At 58.9% G+C, this 20,010-nt stretch carries 19 protein-coding genes and 1 pseudogene; 9 read left to right on the forward strand and 11 right to left on the reverse strand.

Translation table 11 applies throughout. From position 1 onward, the window contains the following. Window positions 1-112 precede the first annotated feature (112 nt). A complete protein-coding gene (locus J7400_RS10780) occupies window positions 113-856 on the reverse strand; it encodes an RNA methyltransferase (protein ID WP_209062961.1) in 744 nt (247 codons plus the stop codon). 167 nt (window positions 857-1,023) lie between these two features. On the opposite strand from J7400_RS10780, the gene J7400_RS10785 reads away from it, so the two are divergent. The 7 genes from J7400_RS10785 to J7400_RS10815 all read left to right on the forward strand — a co-directional run bounded on the left by J7400_RS10785 (window position 1,024) and on the right by J7400_RS10815 (window position 7,005). Further along, the gene (locus J7400_RS10785; protein ID WP_209062962.1) at window positions 1,024-1,362 is read left to right on the forward strand and encodes a TfoX/Sxy family protein; all 339 of its coding nucleotides are present in this window, start codon (window positions 1,024-1,026) and stop codon (window positions 1,360-1,362) included. Between the two features lie 82 nt (window positions 1,363-1,444). Next, the gene (locus tag J7400_RS10790; RefSeq protein ID WP_209062965.1) at window positions 1,445-2,068 is read left to right on the forward strand and encodes a thiamine phosphate synthase; all 624 of its coding nucleotides are present in this window, start codon (window positions 1,445-1,447) and stop codon (window positions 2,066-2,068) included. A gap of 66 nt (window positions 2,069-2,134) precedes the next feature. Beyond that, complete coding sequence (locus J7400_RS10795; protein WP_209062967.1) at window positions 2,135-3,052, forward strand: PfkB family carbohydrate kinase; 918 nt, start codon at window positions 2,135-2,137, stop codon at window positions 3,050-3,052. Beyond that, window positions 3,049-3,951: a pseudouridine-5'-phosphate glycosidase gene (locus tag J7400_RS10800; protein ID WP_209062969.1), complete on the forward strand. Its 903-nt coding sequence runs from the start codon at window positions 3,049-3,051 to the stop codon at window positions 3,949-3,951. The genes J7400_RS10795 and J7400_RS10800 overlap by 4 nt, the downstream gene beginning before the upstream one ends. 145 nt (window positions 3,952-4,096) lie before the next feature. Then, window positions 4,097-4,804 (forward strand): DUF502 domain-containing protein, encoded by a 708-nt coding sequence (locus J7400_RS10805; protein ID WP_209062971.1) that lies wholly within the window; start codon window positions 4,097-4,099, stop codon window positions 4,802-4,804. Window positions 4,805-4,899: 95 nt separating this feature from the next. Continuing rightward, window positions 4,900-5,181 (forward strand): hypothetical protein, encoded by a 282-nt coding sequence (locus J7400_RS10810; protein ID WP_209062973.1) that lies wholly within the window; start codon window positions 4,900-4,902, stop codon window positions 5,179-5,181. 189 nt (window positions 5,182-5,370) lie between these two features. Further along, complete coding sequence (locus J7400_RS10815; protein WP_209062975.1) at window positions 5,371-7,005, forward strand: tetratricopeptide repeat protein; 1,635 nt, start codon at window positions 5,371-5,373, stop codon at window positions 7,003-7,005. A gap of 130 nt (window positions 7,006-7,135) precedes the next feature. Here J7400_RS10815 and J7400_RS10820 read toward each other — a convergent pair whose 3' ends face one another. From J7400_RS10820 to J7400_RS10830, 3 genes are all read right to left on the reverse strand, one after another. Next, the gene (locus J7400_RS10820; RefSeq protein ID WP_247738738.1) at window positions 7,136-7,735 is read right to left on the reverse strand and encodes a pyridoxamine 5'-phosphate oxidase family protein; all 600 of its coding nucleotides are present in this window, start codon (window positions 7,733-7,735) and stop codon (window positions 7,136-7,138) included. 93 nt (window positions 7,736-7,828) lie between these two features. Further along, window positions 7,829-8,857 (reverse strand): patatin-like phospholipase family protein, encoded by a 1,029-nt coding sequence (locus J7400_RS10825; RefSeq protein WP_209062977.1) that lies wholly within the window; start codon window positions 8,855-8,857, stop codon window positions 7,829-7,831. Between the two features lie 34 nt (window positions 8,858-8,891). Continuing rightward, window positions 8,892-9,665, reverse strand: coding sequence for a 3-hydroxybutyrate dehydrogenase (locus J7400_RS10830; RefSeq protein ID WP_209062979.1), 774 nt, complete (start codon window positions 9,663-9,665; stop codon window positions 8,892-8,894). Window positions 9,666-10,017: 352 nt separating this feature from the next. Here J7400_RS10830 and J7400_RS10835 point away from each other — a divergent pair, with 352 nt between their 5' ends. Further along, window positions 10,018-11,835, forward strand: a complete 1,818-nt coding sequence (locus J7400_RS10835) for an extracellular solute-binding protein (protein WP_209062980.1) — start codon at window positions 10,018-10,020, stop codon at window positions 11,833-11,835. A gap of 172 nt (window positions 11,836-12,007) precedes the next feature. Here the strand turns inward: J7400_RS10835 and J7400_RS10840 are convergent, their stop codons facing one another. From J7400_RS10840 to J7400_RS10850, 3 genes are read right to left on the reverse strand one after another with little or no spacing between them, the layout of a single operon-like run. Then, the gene (locus J7400_RS10840) at window positions 12,008-13,354 is read right to left on the reverse strand and encodes a cytochrome P450 (protein WP_209062981.1); all 1,347 of its coding nucleotides are present in this window, start codon (window positions 13,352-13,354) and stop codon (window positions 12,008-12,010) included. Next, window positions 13,351-14,571, reverse strand: a complete 1,221-nt coding sequence (locus J7400_RS10845; protein ID WP_209062982.1) for a hypothetical protein — start codon at window positions 14,569-14,571, stop codon at window positions 13,351-13,353. Before J7400_RS10845 ends, J7400_RS10840 begins: the two co-directional genes overlap by 4 nt. A 55-nt stretch (window positions 14,572-14,626) precedes the next feature. Then, window positions 14,627-15,379: a cytochrome c biogenesis protein CcdA gene (locus J7400_RS10850; RefSeq protein WP_209062983.1), complete on the reverse strand. Its 753-nt coding sequence runs from the start codon at window positions 15,377-15,379 to the stop codon at window positions 14,627-14,629. A gap of 93 nt (window positions 15,380-15,472) precedes the next feature. Between J7400_RS10850 and J7400_RS10855 the strand changes: the two genes are divergently transcribed. After that, window positions 15,473-15,694, forward strand: coding sequence for a sulfurtransferase TusA family protein (locus J7400_RS10855; protein WP_209062984.1), 222 nt, complete (start codon window positions 15,473-15,475; stop codon window positions 15,692-15,694). A gap of 255 nt (window positions 15,695-15,949) precedes the next feature. On the opposite strand, the pseudogene J7400_RS10860 reads toward J7400_RS10855, so the two are convergent. From J7400_RS10860 to J7400_RS10875, 4 genes and pseudogenes are all read right to left on the reverse strand, one after another. Continuing rightward, window positions 15,950-16,768, reverse strand: a pseudogene (locus J7400_RS10860) (bile acid:sodium symporter); the annotation flags it as partial. A 156-nt stretch (window positions 16,769-16,924) separates the two neighbouring features. Further along, window positions 16,925-18,859 carry an acyl-CoA synthetase gene (locus J7400_RS10865; RefSeq protein ID WP_209062986.1) on the reverse strand — a complete coding sequence of 645 codons (1,935 nt, stop codon included), beginning with the start codon at window positions 18,857-18,859 and terminating at the stop codon, window positions 16,925-16,927. A gap of 171 nt (window positions 18,860-19,030) precedes the next feature. Further along, a complete protein-coding gene (locus J7400_RS10870; protein ID WP_209062988.1) occupies window positions 19,031-19,351 on the reverse strand; it encodes an alpha/beta hydrolase fold domain-containing protein in 321 nt (106 codons plus the stop codon). Further along, window positions 19,294-19,953 (reverse strand): alpha/beta hydrolase fold domain-containing protein, encoded by a 660-nt coding sequence (locus J7400_RS10875; RefSeq protein ID WP_209062990.1) that lies wholly within the window; start codon window positions 19,951-19,953, stop codon window positions 19,294-19,296. The genes J7400_RS10870 and J7400_RS10875 overlap by 58 nt, the downstream gene beginning before the upstream one ends. Window positions 19,954-20,010 lie beyond the last annotated feature (57 nt).

Here is a 20,010-nt window from a genome sequence, read left to right on the forward strand (position 1 = left end):
CTCCTGATATTGCGCGCGAGCCTAATCCGGCCACACGCGCGCTGCAACCACTCAAGGGGTCCTCAATGGTACGGATAGACTATCTGTTCAGACGTTGAAAAAAGGGCGAAACTCACCCTTTTTCCTTCCAGCGGACCATCTGTCGCATGACCCCATGCAGCATCTGCACATCCGCGCGTGTCAGCCGCATCCGGCTCCACATATTGCGCAGATTGATCTTCATGCCCTCAGCCTTCTCTGGCGGGAAGAAGAAACCGGCCGCGTCCAGCCGCTCTTCATAGTGACGCTCCAGCGCCTCCATCTCGGCGTGATTGGCCCAGTCGGTCTTGGTCATATCCACGCGCTCATGCACAATTTCCGCGCTCTGACGGCGCCATTCATAGGCGGTCAGCAGCACGCATTGCGCCAGATTGAGCGAGGCATACTCCGGGTTCACCGGCACATTGATGATCGCATTGGCGCGCGCAATGTCCTCATTCTCAAGGCCGGAGCGCTCCGGCCCAAACAGCACCGCCACTTTCTCGCCGCGCGCAATCATCTCGGCCGCTTGTTTCATCGCCACTTCCGGCGTCACCACAGGTTTCGTCAGCCCGCGCGCCCGCGCCGTGGTGGCAAAGACATAGTGGCAATCCTCAAGCGCCGCCTCTGTGGTTTCGGTCAGAAACGCCGCATCCAGCACCCGCCCCGCACCGGAGGCCATCGCCACCGCGCGCTCATTGGGCCAGCCATCACGCGGATCCACCACCCGCATCTTATCGAGCCCGAAATTCAGCATCGCGCGCGCCGCGCCACCGATGTTTTCCCCCATCTGCGGGCGCACAAGAACAAAGGCAGGCTGCGGTGTGGCGGATGTCATGGCACTCTCCGGGGCATCTCATAAGAAAATCTGGCCGCTGATACCGCTCCGGGCGGCTCAAAACAACCCACCCCGAATTCTCATTCTTCAAATATCCCCGCCGGAGGCTAAACTCTCTTCCACCAACCCCGAACCACTGCCCGGGAGAATGACACAGGAGAGCGACAATGGCATATGACGAAGGACACGCCACCCTGATGCGCGAAGAGCTCTTTGACATCATCGGCCACAACACCATCACCGAGAAAAAGATGTTTGGCGGGCTCTGCTTTCTGCTCAACGGCCATATGGTCTGCGGTGTTCACAAAGACGGCGGCATGGCGCGCATCGGCAAATCCCGCGAGGCCGAGGCGCTGCGGATCGAAGGCACTGCCCCGCTCTCTTTCACCGGACGCCCCATGGGCGGCCTCATCGATCTGTCAGAGGATCTGCTGGAAGATGACAGCCGCCGCGCCGCCGTGTTGCGTCTCGCGCTCAAAAACGCCCAAAGCCTTCCGCCCAAATGAAAACCTGTTTTGCGCAGATGCGCATAGCCAAGCCGCAAAATCCGCGTTATAGCGGCGCGATCAAGACACGAGGAGCCCGCGCATGGCCGAGACAGAGCTGCCGCAGATCTATCTGATCACCCCGCCAGAGATCGAACTCTCCCGTTTCCCCGATCAACTGGCCGCTGTGCTGGACGCAAGCGACATCGCCTGCGTGCGTCTGGCCCTTGCCACACGGGACGAAGACCGCCTGTCACGGGCCGCTGACGCTCTGCGCGAAGTGGCGCATGCACGCGATGTGGCCATTGTGATCGACGAACATGTGCTGCTGTTTGAGCGTCTGGGACTGGACGGTGTGCATCTCACCGATGCCGCGCGCTCTGTTGCCAAGACCCGTAAAGAGCTTGGCAAAGACGCCATTGTCGGCGCCTTCTGCGGCGCCTCCAGCCACGAGGGCATGACCGCCGGGGAAAACGGCGCGGATTATGTAAGCTTCGGCCCCGTCGGCAGCACCCCTCTCGGGGATGGCACGCTGGCGGAAAAAGACCTCTTTGAATGGTGGTCTCAGATGATCGAAGTGCCGGTTGTCGCCGAAGGCGCGCTGGACACCGACATCATCCGCACCCTTGCGCCTTATACCGATTTCTTTGGCATCGGCGAAGAGATCTGGCGCGCCGAAGATCCGGTTGCCAAACTCAAAGAGTTCGAAGCCGCCTTTGCCGGCTAAACGCGCACCCAAACCCCTCTGTGCGGGCCAGTACCTTGCTTTGGCCCGCCCTCCCTGTGAGCTGCCATGACCGCGACATCTGCCACCTCATCCGCCACCCACCCTGACATCCTCTGCATTGGCTCCGTCCTATGGGACATCATTGGCCGCGCCCCAAGCCACATGCGGCAGGGCTCTGACGTGCCGGGACGGATTTCCCGCCTGCCCGGAGGCGTCGCCTGGAACATCGCCATGACCCTCGCGCGCTTTGGCCTGCGCCCCGCCGCGCTCTCGGCCATCGGTCAGGATGTGGAAGGCGACGAGCTGATGACCGCCTGCCGCGAAATGGGCGCGATCATGGATTACGTCTACCGCTCAGCCGATCTGCCCACCGACACTTATATGGCGGTGGAAGGCAAAAACGGTCTGATCGCCGCAATCGCCGATGCACATTCACTTGAGGCCGCAGGTGACAAAATTCTGGCCCCGCTGGAAAACGGCACGCTTGGGTCAGAGGCCGCCCCCTATAGCGGGCTGATTGCGCTCGATGGCAATCTCACCCAGCGTCTGCTTGATCAGATTGCCCGCAGCCCGCTCTTTGCGGCCGCCGACCTGCGCGTCGCACCTGCCTCTCCGGGCAAGGCCGAACGCTTGATGCCTTTCCTGATGCATTCCCGCGCGGTGCTTTACGTGAACCTCGAGGAAGCAGGTTACCTCTGCCAGACCGAGTTCACCTCCTCGGAGGCCGCCGCCGAAGGCCTGCTGGCGCGCGGCGCCGCCCGCGCCCTTGTGACCGATGGCGGAAACGCCGCGTCAGACGGCACCGCCGAAGGCGTCATCACCCAACAACCGCCCGCCGTTCTGGTGACCCGTGTCACCGGCGCAGGCGACACTTTCATGGCCGCGCACATCGTGGCCGAATCCCAAGGCGCCAGCCGCGACGAGGCGCTCTCCCGCGCCCTCACCGCTGCCGCCAAATACGTCTCTGGAGAACACGCCACATGACCCTGATCACTCTGTCCCCCGAAGTGTCTGAGGCCAAGAAAAACGGCACGCCCATCGTGGCGCTGGAAAGCACAATCATCACCCACGGCATGCCCTATCCGCAAAACCTCGAGGTGGCGCGTCAGGTGGAAAACGACATCCGTGAAAAAGGCGCTGTGCCGGCCACCATGGCCGTGATCGACGGCACCCTGCACGCGGGCCTGACAGATGCGCAGCTCGAAGCGCTCGCACAAGCCAAAGACGTGGCCAAAGTAAGCCGCGCCGATATGGCCGTGATCATGGCGCAGGGCCGCACCGGCGCCACCACCGTCGCCGCCACCATGATCGCCGCGCATCTTGCGGGCATCTCCGTCTTTGCCACCGGCGGCATCGGCGGCGTCCACAAAGGTGCCGAGGAGAGCTTTGACATCTCCGCCGACCTCACCGAGCTGGGCCAAACCCCTGTGACCGTTGTCGCTGCGGGCGCCAAAGCCATCCTTGATGTGCCCAAAACACTCGAAGTGCTGGAAACCAACGGCGTGCCGGTGATTGCCTATGGCCAGGACAGCTTCCCGGCTTTCTGGTCCGCGCAGTCTGACCTCGCAGCCCCCCTGCGCATGGATAACGCCGCCGTGATCGCCGCCGCCCACAAAATGCGCGGTGCCATGGGGCTGCCGGGCGGCCAGCTGGTCGCCAACCCGATTCCCGCCGCCGATGAAATCCCCGCAGCCGAGCTGGCCCCTGTAATCGCGCAAGCCACCCGCGAAGCTGACGAACAGGGCGTCACCGGTAAAGGCGTCACCCCCTTCCTGCTGCAACGCATCTTTGAGCTCACCGAAGGCCGCTCGCTGGTGGCCAATATCGCGCTTGTGCGCAACAACGCGCGCCTTGCGGCAGATATTGCCGCCGCGCTGGTCTGACCGCTTTAAAATCTGCCTGCTGAGAAGGCACAAAAACGGCCGCTGCCCCGCGCGGCGGCCACATTCACTTGCCCCTAGCGTAAACGTCATTGCAGCCTCTGCCACAAATGCCTAACTAGGTATCAGAATTTGGCAGGACCCACGAATGACGACCCCATTTGACGAAGATCCAAACAAACACAAAGTTGGTTTTTTTGGCAGCCTCCGCTCCAGCTTCTTTACGGGCATCGTCGTTATTCTCCCCATCGCGCTGACCATCTGGCTGGTCTGGACCCTGATCGGCTGGGTCGACGGCTTTGTGCTGCCTCTGGTGCCAAGCACCATCCAGCCGGAGAAATACATCGGCATCAACCTGCGCGGCGTTGGTTTGATCATCTTCCTGATCTTCACCGTGCTCGTCGGCTGGATCGCCAAAGGCCTCATCGGCCGCTCCCTGATCCGCTACGGCGAAAGCCTGGTGGACCGCATGCCCGTCGTGCGCTCGATCTATTCCGGCGTCAAACAGATCGCGGAAACGGTCTTTGCCCAGAGCGAACGCAGCTTTGAAAAAGCCTGCCTGATCGAATACCCCCGCCGCGGCATCTGGGCGATTGGCTTTATCTCCACCACCGCCAAAGGCGAGGTCGCGGAGTCTGCGGCCACCACCAACGGCCTTGTCAGCGTCTTTGTCCCGACAACCCCCAACCCGACCTCCGGCTTCCTGCTGTTCTTCCCCAAGGACGACATCATCGAGCTCGAAATGTCCGTTGAGGATGCCGCCAAACTCGTGATCTCCGCCGGTCTGGTCTATCCAAACCCCAAAGATCCAAGCGCCCCCGCCGAGGAAGCCTCAAAAAAAAACCGCGCAAGCTAAGCGGCTTCCAGAAAACACTTCGCGCATCGCTGCTGCTGATCGCCGCCTTGGGCGCGCTGTTTCTGTTTGAAATCCGCCCCGCCATGACACCGGTCATGCGCACATCGTCGGACACACCGGTCTTCACCATCGGAGAGCGCGCCAGCTACACTCCGGCTCTGGAGGCCGGGAAATCCGTGGTCAAATTCGGCCCGCTGCTCTTCGGCCTCTATCCCGGCGGTCTCGCGTTTGCCTCGCCCCAGGAGGCCGAAGACCACATGCGCAGCCACAATTGGGAGCGCGCAAAATGGGCGATCTACGAGCTGTCAGGCGACTATGCACAAGACACAGCAAACGGCCACCTGACCACCTCTTTGCGTGTGGTTAAAGCGCATTGAGCCAGACAACAGCTGCGATTTACGCGCCTCCCAACGGGCAAAACCCACTTCAGGATCACCCTCTAAGCTGCTAACTAAAAAAAGACTTTTCAAAGTAGATCCAACCTTCACCTCGCGCGCCCCACGCCCCCAATCTCCGCCCAAACCCCAATCTGTGCTATCCTCCTCCCATTATCGAGGAGCATTTAAATGTCAGAGTATTTTGATCTGGGCAGCCACAGCCGCCCCGCAAGTGACGTTCCCGAAGCGCAAATCTGGTGTGATCGCGGCCTGATCTGGCTCTTCGCCTACAACCACGAAGAGGCCATCGTCTGTTTTGAAAAGGCGCTTGATGCCGATCCCGCCTGTGCCCTAGCCCATTGGGGCGTCGCCTACGGGCTTGGGCCCAACTACAACAAACCTTGGGAGGTCTTCACACCTGAGGAAAAAGCCGCCGCCCTGGCGCGCGCCCACACAGCGCTCCGCGACGGGCTGGCCCTCAAAAACGCCGCCCCGGCAGAGCGCGCCTTGCTGGAGGCGCTCGCGTCACGCTACCCCACCGATCCCGAGATCGAAGACTACCAGCCCTTCAACGACGGGTTTTCAGCGGCCATGAAACCGGTCTATGAGGCCAATCCCGACGATCTGGACATCGCCTGCATCTACGCCGAGGCCATGATGAACCGCACCCCATGGCAGCTTTGGGATTTCAAAAACGGCGTGCCAAATCCCGACGCCTCCACGCCCGAAGCCATCGCGGTGCTGGAACGCGCCTTTGATCACACTCCGGGGGCCTGGGATCATCCCGGCCTCCTGCACATGTACATCCACCTGATGGAGATGTCGCCGCACCCCGAGCGTGCGCTGCGCCACGGCGACCGGCTCAAAGACCTTGTGCCCGATGCAGGCCATCTCGTGCATATGGCCACCCACATTGATGTGCTCTGCGGCGAGTACCAGAACGTGCTCTACCGCAATCTCGCCGCCGCCACGGTGGACGACAAGTTCAAAGCCTACGCCGGACCGGCCAATTTCTACGCGCTCTATCGCATCCACAATCTGCACTTCGCCTTTTATGGCGCGATGTTCTTGGGCCAGAAAGCCGCCGCCGTGGAGGCCGTTATGCGCCTGCGCGAAGAGGTGCCGGACGAGGTGGTCCGCTCCTATCCCGACATCTTTGAAACCTTCGTCGCCGCCGCACCCCATGTCTACATCCGCTTTGGCATGTGGAAGGACATCGTCGGGCTCGCGCAACCTGAGGACAAAGAGCTCTATATCACAACCAACGCCTTGATCTACTACGCCAAGGCCGTGGCACTCGCCAATCTTGGGCGGCACGCCGAGGCGCAAGTCATGATGGCCGCCTTCACCACCGCCTATGCCGCCGTGCCGGACACACGCATGCTCTTTAACAACAAGGCACGCGACGTGCTCGCCGTGGCCGAAGAGATGATGAAAGGTGAGCTCGCCTTCAAGGCAGGCGATCACCACACTGGGCTGAGCCACCTGCGCAAAGCGGTGCATCTGGACGATCATCTTGAATATGAGGAGCCTTGGTCATGGCCGCAGCCGACCCGCCACGCCTTGGGTGCGCTGCTGATGGAGGCTGGTGTCATTGAGGAAGCAGAAGCGGTCTACCGCGCGGATCTTGGTCTTGATGGCAAACTGCCCCGCCCCAGCCAGCACCCCCGCAATGTCTGGGCGCTGCACGGGCTACATGAATGTCTGGCGCGCCGTGGCGAAACAGTGGAGCTGCCGCATGTGAAACTGCTGCTCGATCAAGCCCTCTCCCGCGCCGACATTCCAATCCGCGCCAGCTGCCTCTGCCGCGCCGCCGCTGCTTAGAGAGGTCCTACGGCTCCCCCACAGCGCCTCACGCAAGCGCCCTTCATTCTGCCAAAAATACTCTGGGGGAGTCACATCTTCGATGGGACGGGGGCAAAGTCCCCTTGCCCTATGTTTCCTCTTGGCCCGCTCAATACAGTGTCTCGCGATACCGCTGCTCGGCATAAGACTGCTCAGTTGAGGGCACCTCCAGCGCCGCATGATCCTGGATCATCGCATAAAGCGAGGGCACAGGGCGCTGGGTCGGCCAGGTCTCAGGCTTCCAGAGCCCCGAGCGCACCGGCGCTTTGCCGCAATGCAAAAACACTTCCTCAGCCGTCACCCTCAGCACCGTCTTGGGCGCGCGTCCTTTGATGGCAAAGCGCGCGCAAAGCGCCTCATCATCGCTGATCTCTGCCACGCCATTGACCCGCAACGTTTCCGCCACGCCGGGGATCATAAACAGCACCGACACTTTCGGATGCGCCAGAATGTTGAGCAGCCCGTCAATCCGGTTGTTGCCCGGCCGATCAGGGATCAACAGCGTGGTGTCGCTTTCCACTTCCACAAACCCCGCCGGATCGCCTTTGGGAGAAGCGTCCAGATTTTGCCCGTCAGAGGTCACCAGCACCAGAAACGGCGCGTGCGCGATGAAGTTGCGGCAATGCGCGTCAAACTTCGCAATCACCTTCTGCGCCGCATGCGGCGACACATCCCCGTAGATCTCTCTCAGCTTCTCAGGTGTCATCATGCCCGTCTCTCCCTTCGCCCTTTGCACGGGCCTCCTGCCTTGCCCATCCTCAGTCTTGAAGCGCGTTGACCGCCCTGATGCAAGTCTCGCGCATCACCCGCCATACATCGCCGCCAGATCCACCGTGCCTTGCGCGTTCAGATCCTCCTTATGGGCGGAGAGGAACGCCTTGGCCGCCGCCTGCCCCGCTTCCTTAAGCTGCAGCAGAACAGAGGTCACCGGCCAGCTTTTCGTCATCACCGACAGGCTGTTCATCAGCGCATCGTCGGCAATCATATGCACCTTCACATCGCGCTTTTCTTCCTGTTTCAACGCGCCTTGGGCAATCAGACGCTGCACAAAGGCCACCGCCCGCAATTCGCTCATCAGCGAGGCGTTAAAGCTGATCTCGTTGATCCGGTTGGCAATCTGCTGCGGTGTCACCGGCAGGGTTTCCCGCCGCAACGGGTTGATATTGACGATCACCACATCATCCGGGAACTTCCGGTCAAACAGCGGCCAGAGCGACGGGTTGCCGGTATAGCCCCCGTCCCAATAAGCCTCCGTCTGCCCGCTCTTGGGATCATAGACATCCACCGCCTGAAACATCGTTGGCAGACAGGCCGAGGCCAGCAGCGCATCGGTGCTGATCTCGCTGCCGGAAAACACCCGCGCCTTACCGGAGCGCACATTGGTTGCACAGACAAACAGCGCAGGCCCCTGATCGGCGCAGATCAGATCAAAACTCATCTCATCCACGATGGATCGCAGCGGATGCGCATACAGCGGTCCCATCGCATAAGGCGAGGTCATCTGCTGCATCATATCAGCCGCCATAAACGGCCAGCTGTACTCCATACTGCGGCTGACCATGCCGGGCGGCACAGCGGCAAACCACAAATCCAGCCCCGGCACCTGCGCCGCGCCCATTTTCTCCCAGAACCAGTTGAGATTTGCGCGCGCCCCGTCCCGGCCGCCTTTCAGCATGCCCGCCTTGAGCGCGGCCCCATTCATCGCGCCTGCCGAGGTGCCGGTGATCCCGGCAATCTCGATCTCTTCATCCTGCAACAGCGTGTCAAGCACACCCCAGGTGAAGGCCCCATGTGCGCCTCCGCCTTGCAGGGCCAGATTGATGCGCTTCATGTAAGCCTCCTAAACACCTGAACTCAAAACAAAATCACAAAGCGGTCCAGCCACCGTCCACACTGATTGTGGTGCCGGTGATCTGCGCCGCCGCATCGCTGGCCAAAAAGGCCACCGTGCCGCCCAGCTGCTCCACCGTGGCAAATTCCCGGCTTGGCTGGCGCTCCAGCATCACCTTCTTGATCACTTCCTCGCGGCCCATGTTGTATTTCTCCATGGTGTCCGGAATCTGCGCCTCCACCAGCGGGGTCAGCACATAGCCCGGGCAGATCGCATTGCAGGTGATCGGCTCCTCTGCGGTTTCCAGCGCCACGGTCTTGGTCATGCCAACCACTCCGTGTTTCGCCGCCACATATGCCGCCTTATAGGGGGATGCGGTCAATCCATGGGCGCTGGCGATATTGATCACCCGGCCCCAGCCCCGCTGGCGCATATGCGGCAGCGCCGCTGCGGTGGTGTGAAACGCCGAGTTCATGTTGATCGCGATGATCGCGTCCCATTTCTCGGTCGGAAACTCGTCGATTGGCGCCACATGCTGGATACCGGCATTGTTGACCAACACGTCACAACCGCCCGCTTCCTCGATCAACCTCCGGCATTGGTCCCCTTGTGACATATCTGCCGCAATATAGCGCGCGTTGACGCCAAATTCCGCCGCGATCTCCGCTGCCAGCGCGTGATCTTCGTCCCGATCGGTGAATGAGTTCAAAACCACATCCGCCCCGACTCGCGCCAGCTCCCGCGCCACGCCCAAACCGATTCCCGAATTGGATCCGGTGATGATCGCGCTTTTGCCTTTCATACTCATGCCTCAGCCCTTCCCTCTGCGACTGCACAATGTTAGGCGCAGCATAGCATGCTGCACTCGCAAAATAAGGGGGATTACGGCCATACCGTAGTCTTACGTAAAGGCCTCACAACGCCCTCATCAGACTGTGATTTGACCTGTCAGGATCCGGCCCATTAGGCCAAAAAAAACGCCCGCGCGAAGCGGGCGTGAAGTTATTGAGGCAGGTTTCATACAGGCAAGAAACCTATCGAGCAGTGATCTTGTTATAAGCGTTCTCGCGCCGACCTCCAAGCTAAAAGTTTGATAAGCCTCAAATCCCTCGCTAGTTTTTGGACAACGACAAGAAATCACCAACAGGATTGTTCAGGCGATGACATCAATCAGTTTCCCCAAAGTCAGCAGTGCAGCAGCATTGCTTGCGCTTTCGCTCGCCGGTGCGAAAAGCGTGGCAGAGCCGCGTCATGGCATCGCTATGTATGGCGACCCTGCACTTCCACAGGATTTTGTGTCCCTCCCATACGCCAACCCCGACGCCCCCAAGGGCGGCCGCGTGGTCACCGGCAACGGCGGATCCTTTGATTCTCTCAACCCATTTGTGCGCAAAGGCGAGGTTCCATGGCAGCTCCGTTTCTTTGCCTATGAATCTCTGATGGGCCGAAATTGGGACGAACCTTTTGCTCTCTACGGCCTCCTCGCCGAATCGATTGAAACGCCGGAAGATCGCTCTTGGGTGGAATTTACACTGCGCGAAGAGGCACGATTCTCTGACGGCGCGCCGGTCACTGTCGAAGATGTGATCTGGTCTTATGAGACCCTCGGCACCGTCGGCCATCCGCGCTATCTCGGCTTCTGGCAACAGGTCGAAAGCATTGAGGCCACAGGCCCCCGCACCGTGCGCATCACCTTCAACACCGAAGATCGCGAATTGGCCCTGCTCGCGGGCCTGCGTCCGATTCTGCAAAAGGCGCAGTTTGAGGGCAAATCCTTTGAAGACATTACCTTGCAGGAAGTGCCCATCGGCACCGCCCCCTATGTGGTGTCAAATTTCGAGGCCGGTCGCTTTGTCACCCTCAGCCGCAACGCGGACTACTGGGGCAACGATCTGCCCTTCCGCAAAGGCACCAACAACTTTGACGAAATCAAAATTGACTTCTTCGGCGACGCGGCAGTGATGTTTGAGGCCTTCAAGGCCGGTGAAATCTCCTATGTGCGCGAGTTCAACGCGGAGAAATGGGCCACCGCCTATGATTTCCCGCTCGCCCAATCCGGCGATGTGGTGAAATCGGAAATCCCGCACCAGAAGCCTTCCGGCATCACCGGCCTTGTGCTCAACACCCGCCGCGCCCCGCTGGATGACATCCGCGTGCGCGACGCGCTCATGCATGTGTTCAATTTTGAGTTCATCAACGACACCATGACCGGCGGCCGCCAGCCCCGCATCAGTTCCTTCTTCTCCGGTTCCCTTCTGGCGATGCAGGACGGCCCCGCCACAGGCCGCGTGGCCGAGCTGCTTGCCCCCTTCGCCGCAGACCTCCCTGCCGAGGCTCTGGAAGGCTACACGCTGCCGCAATCGGACGGCTCCGTGCGCAACCGCAAGAACCTGCGCAAAGCCATGGGCCTGATGGAAGCCGCCGGATACAGCGTGGTTGACGGCAAAATGCAAAACGCCGCCGGCGAAGTGCTCACCCTCGAAATCCTGCTCAAACAGGGCGACACCGAAAACAAGGCCATCACCGATATCTACAGAAAATCGCTGGAGGCGCTTGGCATCGACGTGACCATCACCCTTGTGGATGGGCCACAGTACAATCAGCGCACCGGAGCCTTCGATTTTGACATCACCAACTACCGCCGCGCCATCTCGCTCAGCCCGGGCAACGAGCAACGCCTCTATTGGGGATCTGATGCCGCCGAACAGGAAGGCTCGCGCAACCTGATGGGTGTCCAGTCTCCCGCGATCGACGCGATGATCACCGAGATGCTCACTGCCACCTCACAGGAAGATTTTGTCGCCGCCACCCGCGCGCTTGACCGCGTGCTCAGCACCGGCCGCTATGTGATCCCGATCTGGACGTATGCGGTTGGTCGCGTCGCCCATAACAAGAACCTGCATTTCCCGGAGACCCTGCCGATCTACGGCGACGGGGTTGATTGGCTGCCGGGTGTCTGGTGGCATGAAGAGCAATAAGGATCTGAGGCGCCTGCGGGCGCCTCTTTTCATCTCAGACAGCACAAATCAGAGCACTCAAATTTGTCAGCAAAACCTGCCGGCGCAGCCCATGTCGTGCATTAACGTTAACCTTTGAAACCGCGATTTTACACCTACGCAATAACGTCGCATTACCGACGCGATACCGACGTTAAATCCGGCGCTCAATCCGAAGGTTAATGCCATCGCGCGACCGCACCGTCAGATGCGCAATCGGCACCGGTGGATCACCCACAGGGGTCAGTTTGAAATGCTTCAAAATCATCGACAGCATCAACACGCCCTCCACCATGGCAAAGCCCGCACCGGTGCAAACCCGCGCGCCCGCAGAGAACGGAACATAGGCCTCCCGCGCGCATTGTTTGCCGTTCTCCGTCTGCCATCGCGTCGGGTCAAACCCATCCGGATTGTCCCAAAGCCGCTCCTGCCGGTGCAAATGCCAGGGTGAGATAACAATCTGAGATCCTTGACGAATCTCACGATTCCGGAACTCTTCCGGACATGTTGTTTCGCGCACCATCATCGGCACTGGCGGATAAAGTCTCAGCGCTTCACGGAATACATCACGGCTGATTTTCAAACGGCTGATCGCGGCAAAGTCGGCCTCAAGCCCTTGCGCCTCTTGGGCAATTTTCTCCTGCCACTCCGGAAACAGCGCACAGAGATACAGCGCCCAGGCCAGTGCAGAGGCGCTTGTCTCATGTCCCGCCAGAAAGAAGATCGCAACCTGATCCACCATCTCATTGGTATCAAACGGTTTTCCAGTCTCTGGATCAACCGTCGTCATGATTTTGGTGGCCAGATCATCCGGCGCAGTCCCCGCCTCGATCGCCGCCATCCGCTCTTCCGTGAGCCCTGTGATCAAAGCTCGAATGCTGGTTGCCGTGCTCTTTGTGTCTTTGTGAAAAAACCTTGGAAACCAACGAGGTAACGGCAGGAACGCACCCAAATTCACAATCGGAGCCGAGCGCTGATAGGTGCGAAATTCGCTGAAAACCCGCCCGGCGATCTCATGCTCGATGGGAATTGAGAACAGCGTGCGAAAGATCACATCCGCCGCCGCGTGGCTGGTTTCCTCTTCAATTTCAATATCTTGACCGATATTCCTCTCAAGCCGAGCAACCGCAGATTCCGCTGCAGCCCACATCGCCGGAAAGGTATCGCGCAGCCGCCCGCCTTCAAAAGCCGGATCAATAATCCGCCGCTGCCGCTTCCAAGTCTCCCCATTGGTGAGGAAGACCGACTCCCCCAACAGAGGTTTCAATCCCTCGCTAACCTTTTGAGATTTAGGGAAATCATCGGGCCGCTCCTTGAGCACTGTCTGGATCAGCGACGGCTGATTGATCATGTAGGATCGAAAAAACGGCGTGCGGAACTCCGCCATCCAAGCGCGATAAAGCCGCTGTGGCTGGGCCGAAAGCAGATCATGCCGAAACAGTTTAACATATTGACGTAATGAGACTTTATCCGGCCGCGGTGTCGGCTTTGGTGGGATCATGGGGCTATCTTCGTAAACTTGTTCACCGGCTTTTCAATCCGCGACTTGGACGGGCTCCGCCCCTCATAGCGCTCCGCCAGCGTCAAAGGGCCAGCGGTGATCTGAAAATAGTCATAATGACCGGGCTTATCAAAGGCGCAAAGGTATTGAAAATGCAGCCGAAAAAAGCGCCAGCGCAGCTCTTTCCAACGCTCGGGCGCCAAGGTCAGCGTGAAGGCTGCAGAGACCACCAGAGGCCATTTCTTGCCGCTCTCAGGCGCAACCCCCGTCACCGAAACCGGATCACACAGAGCAAAGGCACAGCCATCTCCAGGCGCGGTTACGTCCACCCAGGTGATGTCCTCCCGCTGACAAAGAAATGCAAGATCGCCACGTAACCGATAGGAATCACTCAAGAAAGAGACCATGGGTACAACCTGCCCAAGCGATAAAAACGCCAGTTTTGGCCCCTCTTTCGGCAGCCGGTTTTCGCGGATCAGATCGGACAGCACAGACACCGCCAAATGCGCCCCGCTGGAGTGCCCCACCACCAAAACCTCATCACAATCGCTCTGCAACGCTTCTGCAATACGCTCTTTGAACTGCGTCATTCGGGCTTCCAACGCCTCGGGATTGGCCCCGCGCGTCGACGCCGAATAGGCGTAGTCATGCATCAGATAGTAGGCAAAGAACTTCCCATCATGTCTTTGAAACCACTTGAGAATTGGCGGCACAACTAGCAGGCCAAAGACTTTGCTCCACCACGGCAACACCAGTACCAATAGGGCGCCGACACCCCAAGCCACCAGCAAGGCGAAGACCAGTTGGGTCAACAGAAAGACAACCGGATAGAGCGCGGCAATCACCGGCCCCTTGCGCAGCTTCATCAGGCGCGCAAGTGCGCCACTGCCAATGTAGATCCACGCTGTTCGCAGGAGTTGGACATAGGTGGCAAAGATGCCCTGATCCATGCTGTCCTTGACGATGTCTGACCAGATCAGAACCTCAAAATCCGCTTCACTTTCAACACCTTGAAAGCGCCCAGTGGCATGCCAGCCAAACGGACCAGCGCCTGCCATCTTAGGGGCAAGCGCCATCTCATACCCTGAAATCTCCGCCTGAGCGGCCCCCTCCTTGCGGTACAGTTCACGGTACCGGCGCGGGTGGATCGGGTCATATCCGGGAATATAAAACACACGGCGCTTACGCACGCTCTGGTGTTGGGTGTTTTCGCCCATTGGCTGCTCTCTCCTTTGGAGAGAGCATAGACCGTCAGTTGGGCAAAATTAAGCCTTATCCGAGTGTTGCAAGCGCTGGGAATGTTTCCAGCAGCCAGAAGGAGAAAGTAGAGAACGCACCGGTCAGGAGCATGATGCCCACGAACAGCAGCAACCCGCCCATCACCTTCTCAATGGTACCCATATGAGGTTTGATCTTGTTCATCACGCCCATGGCACGGTTGAGGAAGACAGCAGCCAGCAGGAACGGAATGCCCAGACCCGCTGCATAGACACCCAGCAAAACGGTGCCGCGCGCAATGGAGGCTTCACTCGCTGCAATGGAGAGAATCGCACCAAGCTGAGGGCCGATGCATGGCGTCCAGCCAAATGCGAAGGCAAGCCCAAGCACATAGGCACCAAAGGCCGATCCGCCAGAGTCCCCGGCATCAATCCGGGCTTCGCGATCCAGAAACGGGATGCGGAAGACATTCAGGAAGTGCAGACCAAAGATGATCACCACGCCCCCGGCGATTTTGCTGAAAAGCTCTTGGTTTTGCAGGAAAAATGCACCAAATGCCGAGGCCGTAAACCCTAGGAACAGGAAGACCGTAGAGAGCCCCAGCACAAAGAACAGCGCCGTGATAATGACCTTCCGGCGCGCCTCCTGTTGGGTGGTGAGCTCTGACATGCTCATGCCACTCATATAGGCAAGATAGGGCGGCACGATCGGCAGCACACAGGGGCTCAGAAACGAGATGGTCCCCGCCAGCAAAGCCACGAACATGGCAGGGAGCAGCCCTGCATCGATGATATCAATTCCAAACATGTGGCAACACTTAGTGTATCCCCGCGCCAAGGTCACCCATGCTCCGGTAACATCCTTGTGGACACTTCGAAACATCGCGCATATGTGATTTTCATGGATCTGGAAATTGACGCCCTCGGCCTTCTGTGCCCCCTCCCCGTTCTGCGCCTGCGCAAGCGCATGGAGCCCCTGCAACAAGGTGCCAAAGTGCTGCTGATCGCAGATGATCCCGCCGCCATCGTAGACGTTCCGCACTTCTGCGTTGAAGCCGGTCATCAGTTTATCGACATGTCAGAAGTGGACGGTCGGTTGGAGTTTACGATCCAAAAAGGCTGAGCTGAGAGCCCTTTCACATCCATACAATGCCAAGCACTGTGGGAACACAGCCCTCAACGTAACCTGCTGACAAACATAAAAAAGCCCGAGACGATCCAGCGATTCTAGCAGGATCATCCCGGGCTCTTTCTTGTTTCAGGCCAATTTAGCGTTTCGCAAAACAGCGGCACCAAATTTGGCGCGGCACCGCTGCCAAGGCATCCCCACCGTTATCTGCGAAACGCCGGGGACCTTAGTGTGTGTGGCACCAGCCTATCACGCAGAGGCGTCAGCTGGTGTTGCCTCCACAGCCTCATCGCGGCTCAACCAGCGGAACAGGAACATCACTGGCAGCACCACCACATACATCGTGATCGAGTACATGGCAGACGGCAACGCCAGTGGCACCTCAGCAAAGTTGGTCGAGGTCACGGTGATCACAATGGCCAGCGTGATGCCAAGCGGAGAGTTCTGAACGCTTGTCTCGATGCTGACCGTCTTGGACTCAGTCTTGTTGAGACCAAAGAGACGCGCCACCAACAAGCCCATCACCACGAGCACCGCAGGCAGCAGCATTGTCGCGTAGCCAAGGGTCGGCATGTTGTCGATGATCACCTGACGGTTGCTGGCGAACAGCGCGAGCAGCAGCAACACCCAAAGAACGATGGCGATGTTTTGCAGCGGACGCTCCAAACGACGCGCAAGCTTGTTCACCACCGCACGCACAAAAACACCGGTCAGAACTGGAAGTGTGGTGACGAGGAAGGTGAAGATCGCGATATCAAAGAAGGAGAAATCCGGCGCTTCAGAACCCATCAGATAAAGAATGGACCAGGTCGCAAGCGGTGGCACCGTGATAAAGGCAATCACGGATGTAACAGCCGTCATGGAGACTGACAGCGCAAGATCACCGCGCGACAGCTTGGTGATCACGTTGGAGCTCACCCCGCCCGGGCAGAAGCTCAGCAGCATCAAACCAGCGCCCAAAACAGGCGGCAAATCCAGCGCCATCACAACGCAGAAAGCGGCAAACGGCAGCAGCGCGATCTGTGCAAAAGCACCGATAGCAAAGGCGGTGCGACGTGTGAAAAAACGTTTGAAGTCAGCGACTTACAGGCCAAGACCCAATGAGAACATAATGAAAGCCTGCGCTGCAGGCACCACCACGTTGATTGCGAAGTCCATAGTATTCCTCCCTTGAGTGAATTGGGGTTGCCTGAAGCGCTCTCCTCTGGCGCCGCAGGCGACTGATCAGTCCTCGTAGTCGACGTTAAAAGCATAAAGACCGAGGACATGACGCATCTCGTCGGTACTGTTTACCATACGTAGTTTCGCCACAATGCCGCGCTGATTGTCCTGCGTCAGTTCCAGCTCAGCGATATCGAGGTTTTTCGCTGCGGCTTCAGCTCGGATGACGCGTTCGATCTCCATCATCATCAGGCTTGGCTTGTGGATCTTTCCAACACCCGTCACCGGAAGCTCTTCCAGTCGGATGAAATCTTTCGGGACGGCAGCCCGCTCAGCCACGTTGCTTGCCGCAAACTCGGCAAGTTCCGCCGTGGAGAGCTCTTCCCCCTGGTAGTAGAGAACAGGCAACTCACCGACCTTGGCGTCGGGTCGGCCGATTGCAGCGGCCATGGTGATGCCCGGGTGCGTGTGCATCGCCTCTTCGATGATCTTCGGGTCGATATTATGACCGCCGCGAATGATCAGCTCTTTCTTGCGCCCGGTCATCCAGAAGTATCCTTCAGCATCCTGACGCGCCAGATCGCCGGTGCTCATCCAGCGCTCGCCCTCGATCTCGAAGAAAAACCCTTTGTTCTGGCTCTCAACCAGATAGCCGTCAAAGACGTTTGGTCCAGAGATCAGGATGACCCCGACCTCATCAATCTCGGCCCAGCGTTCAAAGCTGTCGTCGTCCGCCAAAACAGCACAGCGCATTTTCTGGTGCGGCAGCCGCAGACCAATGGAGCCAATACGCGCGCCGCCATCCGGATGTGTCGGGTTCAAGGAGGAGGCCACCGCCCCTTCTGTCAGACCGTAGCCTTCAACAATCGGGATGCCTGTCTGCTCGACAAAGTTGTTGAACAACTCAACCGGCATCGGCGCAGCACCGCAGGCGCCAAATTTGACGGAAGAGATGTCCAGCCCCTCGCGCGGCACATCAAACAACGCGGAATAAACGGTTGGTACTCCAGAGAAAGTGACAATCTTGTAGTGATCAACAATCTTCCAAAAATTCGGAAACACCCCATCGCCCCTATAGCCTTGCGGCGTCGCCAGCACGACGTTGCCACCTGACATCAGTACCAACAGGCCGGTCATCAAGATTGCGTTGGAGTGAAACAGCGGCAGGCCGCAGAGCACCGAAACGCCCGGAGAGGAGATCTCCGGGTTAAACTGCGCAAGCGCCCATGCGTCATAGACCTCAGAGGCATGGGTCCGTGGGGCGATCTTTGGCAGGCCCGTAGTGCCTCCGGTGCAGAGCATCGTAGAGGTATCTGAGGCTTTTGGAGCTTCAAATTCCAGATCGTCAGACCGCGCCCCTTTGATCAGGTCCTCAAAGCGTGTGACCGGTATCGGGCGCTTGAAAATACGCAGCTTGGACGGCCGGCTCTTTCCCAAAGCCCGGAAACCGGATGCCGCAGTCCCATCCATCCATCCAAAGACGCTACAGGTCACAATATGCTGGATGCTGGGCACCATCAGAACCACCGCGCGGCACTTTTCCCAAAGATCTGTGCGTGGCGTTTTTTCCAGTGTCACCAAGACTTTGGTGTTTGCAGCCTTGAGCAATTCAGCAATCTGATCCGCCTCCAGAAGCGGATTGATGGCCAGCACACGCCCCGCAGCGGAACCGCCCCAGATCACCATATGTGTTTCCGGCAGGTTCGGCAGCACATAGGCAACCACATCATTGGGACCAACGCCAAACTTGCGCAGCGCGTTAGCGGTTTGAGTGACTTTTGCCAGCAGCTCGCCATGTGTCAGCGTCTTCGGCTTGTCGTAATCTTTGCCGGAGACAAAAAAGCTGATCGCAGGCGCTGCCGGATTGAGCGCCGCGCCACGTTTCAGCGCGTCATAGGTGGTGGCAGGAAGGTCATGGCTGTTTAGCGGCGTTTGTTCAAAGCTTACGATATCAGCAAGATTTGCGAAACCGGTTTGAATGGCGTGGCTCTGGTTCATAGCAATCCTTGAATTTGTGTCCGAGACTGCGCGGATACCGGACCTAAGCCCCCAGATGATCCTGCGCTAACGGCTATTGGAGTGTCTGAATAAGGGATAGGAAACACGGCGGCTGCAGACAGTGCTCCAACCGTGCGACAAGCTTGTTGACGTGTTTCCCAGCGCGCCATCTTAGGTGGCCCCGTAGTGTTGATCGATCATGCGCCCGAATTCGCGCTCGACCCAATTGTGCACGTCGATGGTCGGCTGAGCGTCTGGCACATTGTCTTCCATCGCGTGGAAAAGACCGTCAAAAATGCGGAATGTCACATCGTTTCCAGCTGCTTCAACGCGCTCTACGATGTATTTGACTTCATTCATAAGAATGTCGTCAGCGCCGACGTAGCTGAGCATGGGCGGAAGACCGGAGAGATCCGTTGCCAAAGCCGGCACTGCTAGGCTGGGATGTCGTAGCGTTTCTCCGCACGAAGACCGCGCAACAACAGGTGCCACGCCATCACACCATGCTCTTTGGTCCAGGTGATCTTGTCTTTGGGCAATGCACTCCAATTCTTGGAGCGGTCGTCAACCATCGGATAAAGCGGCATCTGAAAGGCGATATTCACGTCCCCTGTGTCGCGCGCGCGCAATGCTGTTGAAAGCGCGATGCCGCCGCCGGAGCTGTTGCCCGCAACAATGATGGACTGGCTGTTCCCACCGATGCTTTCGGCATTGTCGCGCGCCCAAAGCAGCGCGTCATAGCAATCGTCATGCCCAGCGGGGTACGGGGCCTCCAATGAGGAACGAAACGCAGGTGCCACAATGATACAGGGGCGCGTTTTCATCAGGCGCTCGTAGATCGCGTGATGGCGCTCCGGCCATCCGGTCGCAAAACCACCGCCATGGAAATAGACCACAACAGGGAGAGGCCCCTTGGCATCCGCAGGCTTATAGATGCGCGTGCGGATGGTCCCATTGCCGTCCCGTCTTGGAATGGCGACGCGCTCATTGACGGCCCCTTCCAAGTCTCGCAACGCCGCTTTCTTGCTGCCGCGCAAAGAAAACCGCAGTCCTGCCGGGCGCTTGATCAGCCACATGGCAAAACGTTGTTTCAAAGGTCTCAGATCGTTTTTTGACATTAGTAACTAGAGCTCAGTTCGAATGAGGACAGA

The sequence above is a fragment of the Shimia sp. R9_2 genome (assembly GCF_017743735.1).
GTDB lineage: Bacteria > Pseudomonadota > Alphaproteobacteria > Rhodobacterales > Rhodobacteraceae > Shimia.

What these genes read in the sequence shown, in the direction of transcription:
- J7400_RS10830 (WP_209062979.1), bottom strand. Translation starts at nt 9,665, where the DNA reads ATGAGTATGAAAGGCAAAAGCGCGATCATCACCGGATCCAATTCGGGA.
- J7400_RS10800 (WP_209062969.1), top strand. Translation starts at nt 3,049, where the DNA reads ATGACCCTGATCACTCTGTCCCCCGAAGTGTCTGAGGCCAAGAAAAAC.
- J7400_RS10865 (WP_209062986.1), bottom strand. Translation starts at nt 18,859, where the DNA reads ATGAACCAGAGCCACGCCATTCAAACCGGTTTCGCAAATCTTGCTGAT.
- J7400_RS10805 (WP_209062971.1), top strand. Translation starts at nt 4,097, where the DNA reads ATGACGACCCCATTTGACGAAGATCCAAACAAACACAAAGTTGGTTTT.
- J7400_RS10810 (WP_209062973.1), top strand. Translation starts at nt 4,900, where the DNA reads ATGCGCACATCGTCGGACACACCGGTCTTCACCATCGGAGAGCGCGCC.
- J7400_RS10795 (WP_209062967.1), top strand. Translation starts at nt 2,135, where the DNA reads ATGACCGCGACATCTGCCACCTCATCCGCCACCCACCCTGACATCCTC.
- J7400_RS10820 (WP_247738738.1), bottom strand. Translation starts at nt 7,735, where the DNA reads ATGATGACACCTGAGAAGCTGAGAGAGATCTACGGGGATGTGTCGCCG.
- J7400_RS10850 (WP_209062983.1), bottom strand. Translation starts at nt 15,379, where the DNA reads ATGTTTGGAATTGATATCATCGATGCAGGGCTGCTCCCTGCCATGTTC.
- J7400_RS10845 (WP_209062982.1), bottom strand. Translation starts at nt 14,571, where the DNA reads ATGGGCGAAAACACCCAACACCAGAGCGTGCGTAAGCGCCGTGTGTTT.
- J7400_RS10835 (WP_209062980.1), top strand. Translation starts at nt 10,018, where the DNA reads ATGACATCAATCAGTTTCCCCAAAGTCAGCAGTGCAGCAGCATTGCTT.
- J7400_RS10790 (WP_209062965.1), top strand. Translation starts at nt 1,445, where the DNA reads ATGGCCGAGACAGAGCTGCCGCAGATCTATCTGATCACCCCGCCAGAG.
- J7400_RS10855 (WP_209062984.1), top strand. Translation starts at nt 15,473, where the DNA reads ATGGATCTGGAAATTGACGCCCTCGGCCTTCTGTGCCCCCTCCCCGTT.
- J7400_RS10780 (WP_209062961.1), bottom strand. Translation starts at nt 856, where the DNA reads ATGACATCCGCCACACCGCAGCCTGCCTTTGTTCTTGTGCGCCCGCAG.
- J7400_RS10840 (WP_209062981.1), bottom strand. Translation starts at nt 13,354, where the DNA reads ATGATCCCACCAAAGCCGACACCGCGGCCGGATAAAGTCTCATTACGT.
- J7400_RS10815 (WP_209062975.1), top strand. Translation starts at nt 5,371, where the DNA reads ATGTCAGAGTATTTTGATCTGGGCAGCCACAGCCGCCCCGCAAGTGAC.
- J7400_RS10825 (WP_209062977.1), bottom strand. Translation starts at nt 8,857, where the DNA reads ATGAAGCGCATCAATCTGGCCCTGCAAGGCGGAGGCGCACATGGGGCC.
- J7400_RS10785 (WP_209062962.1), top strand. Translation starts at nt 1,024, where the DNA reads ATGGCATATGACGAAGGACACGCCACCCTGATGCGCGAAGAGCTCTTT.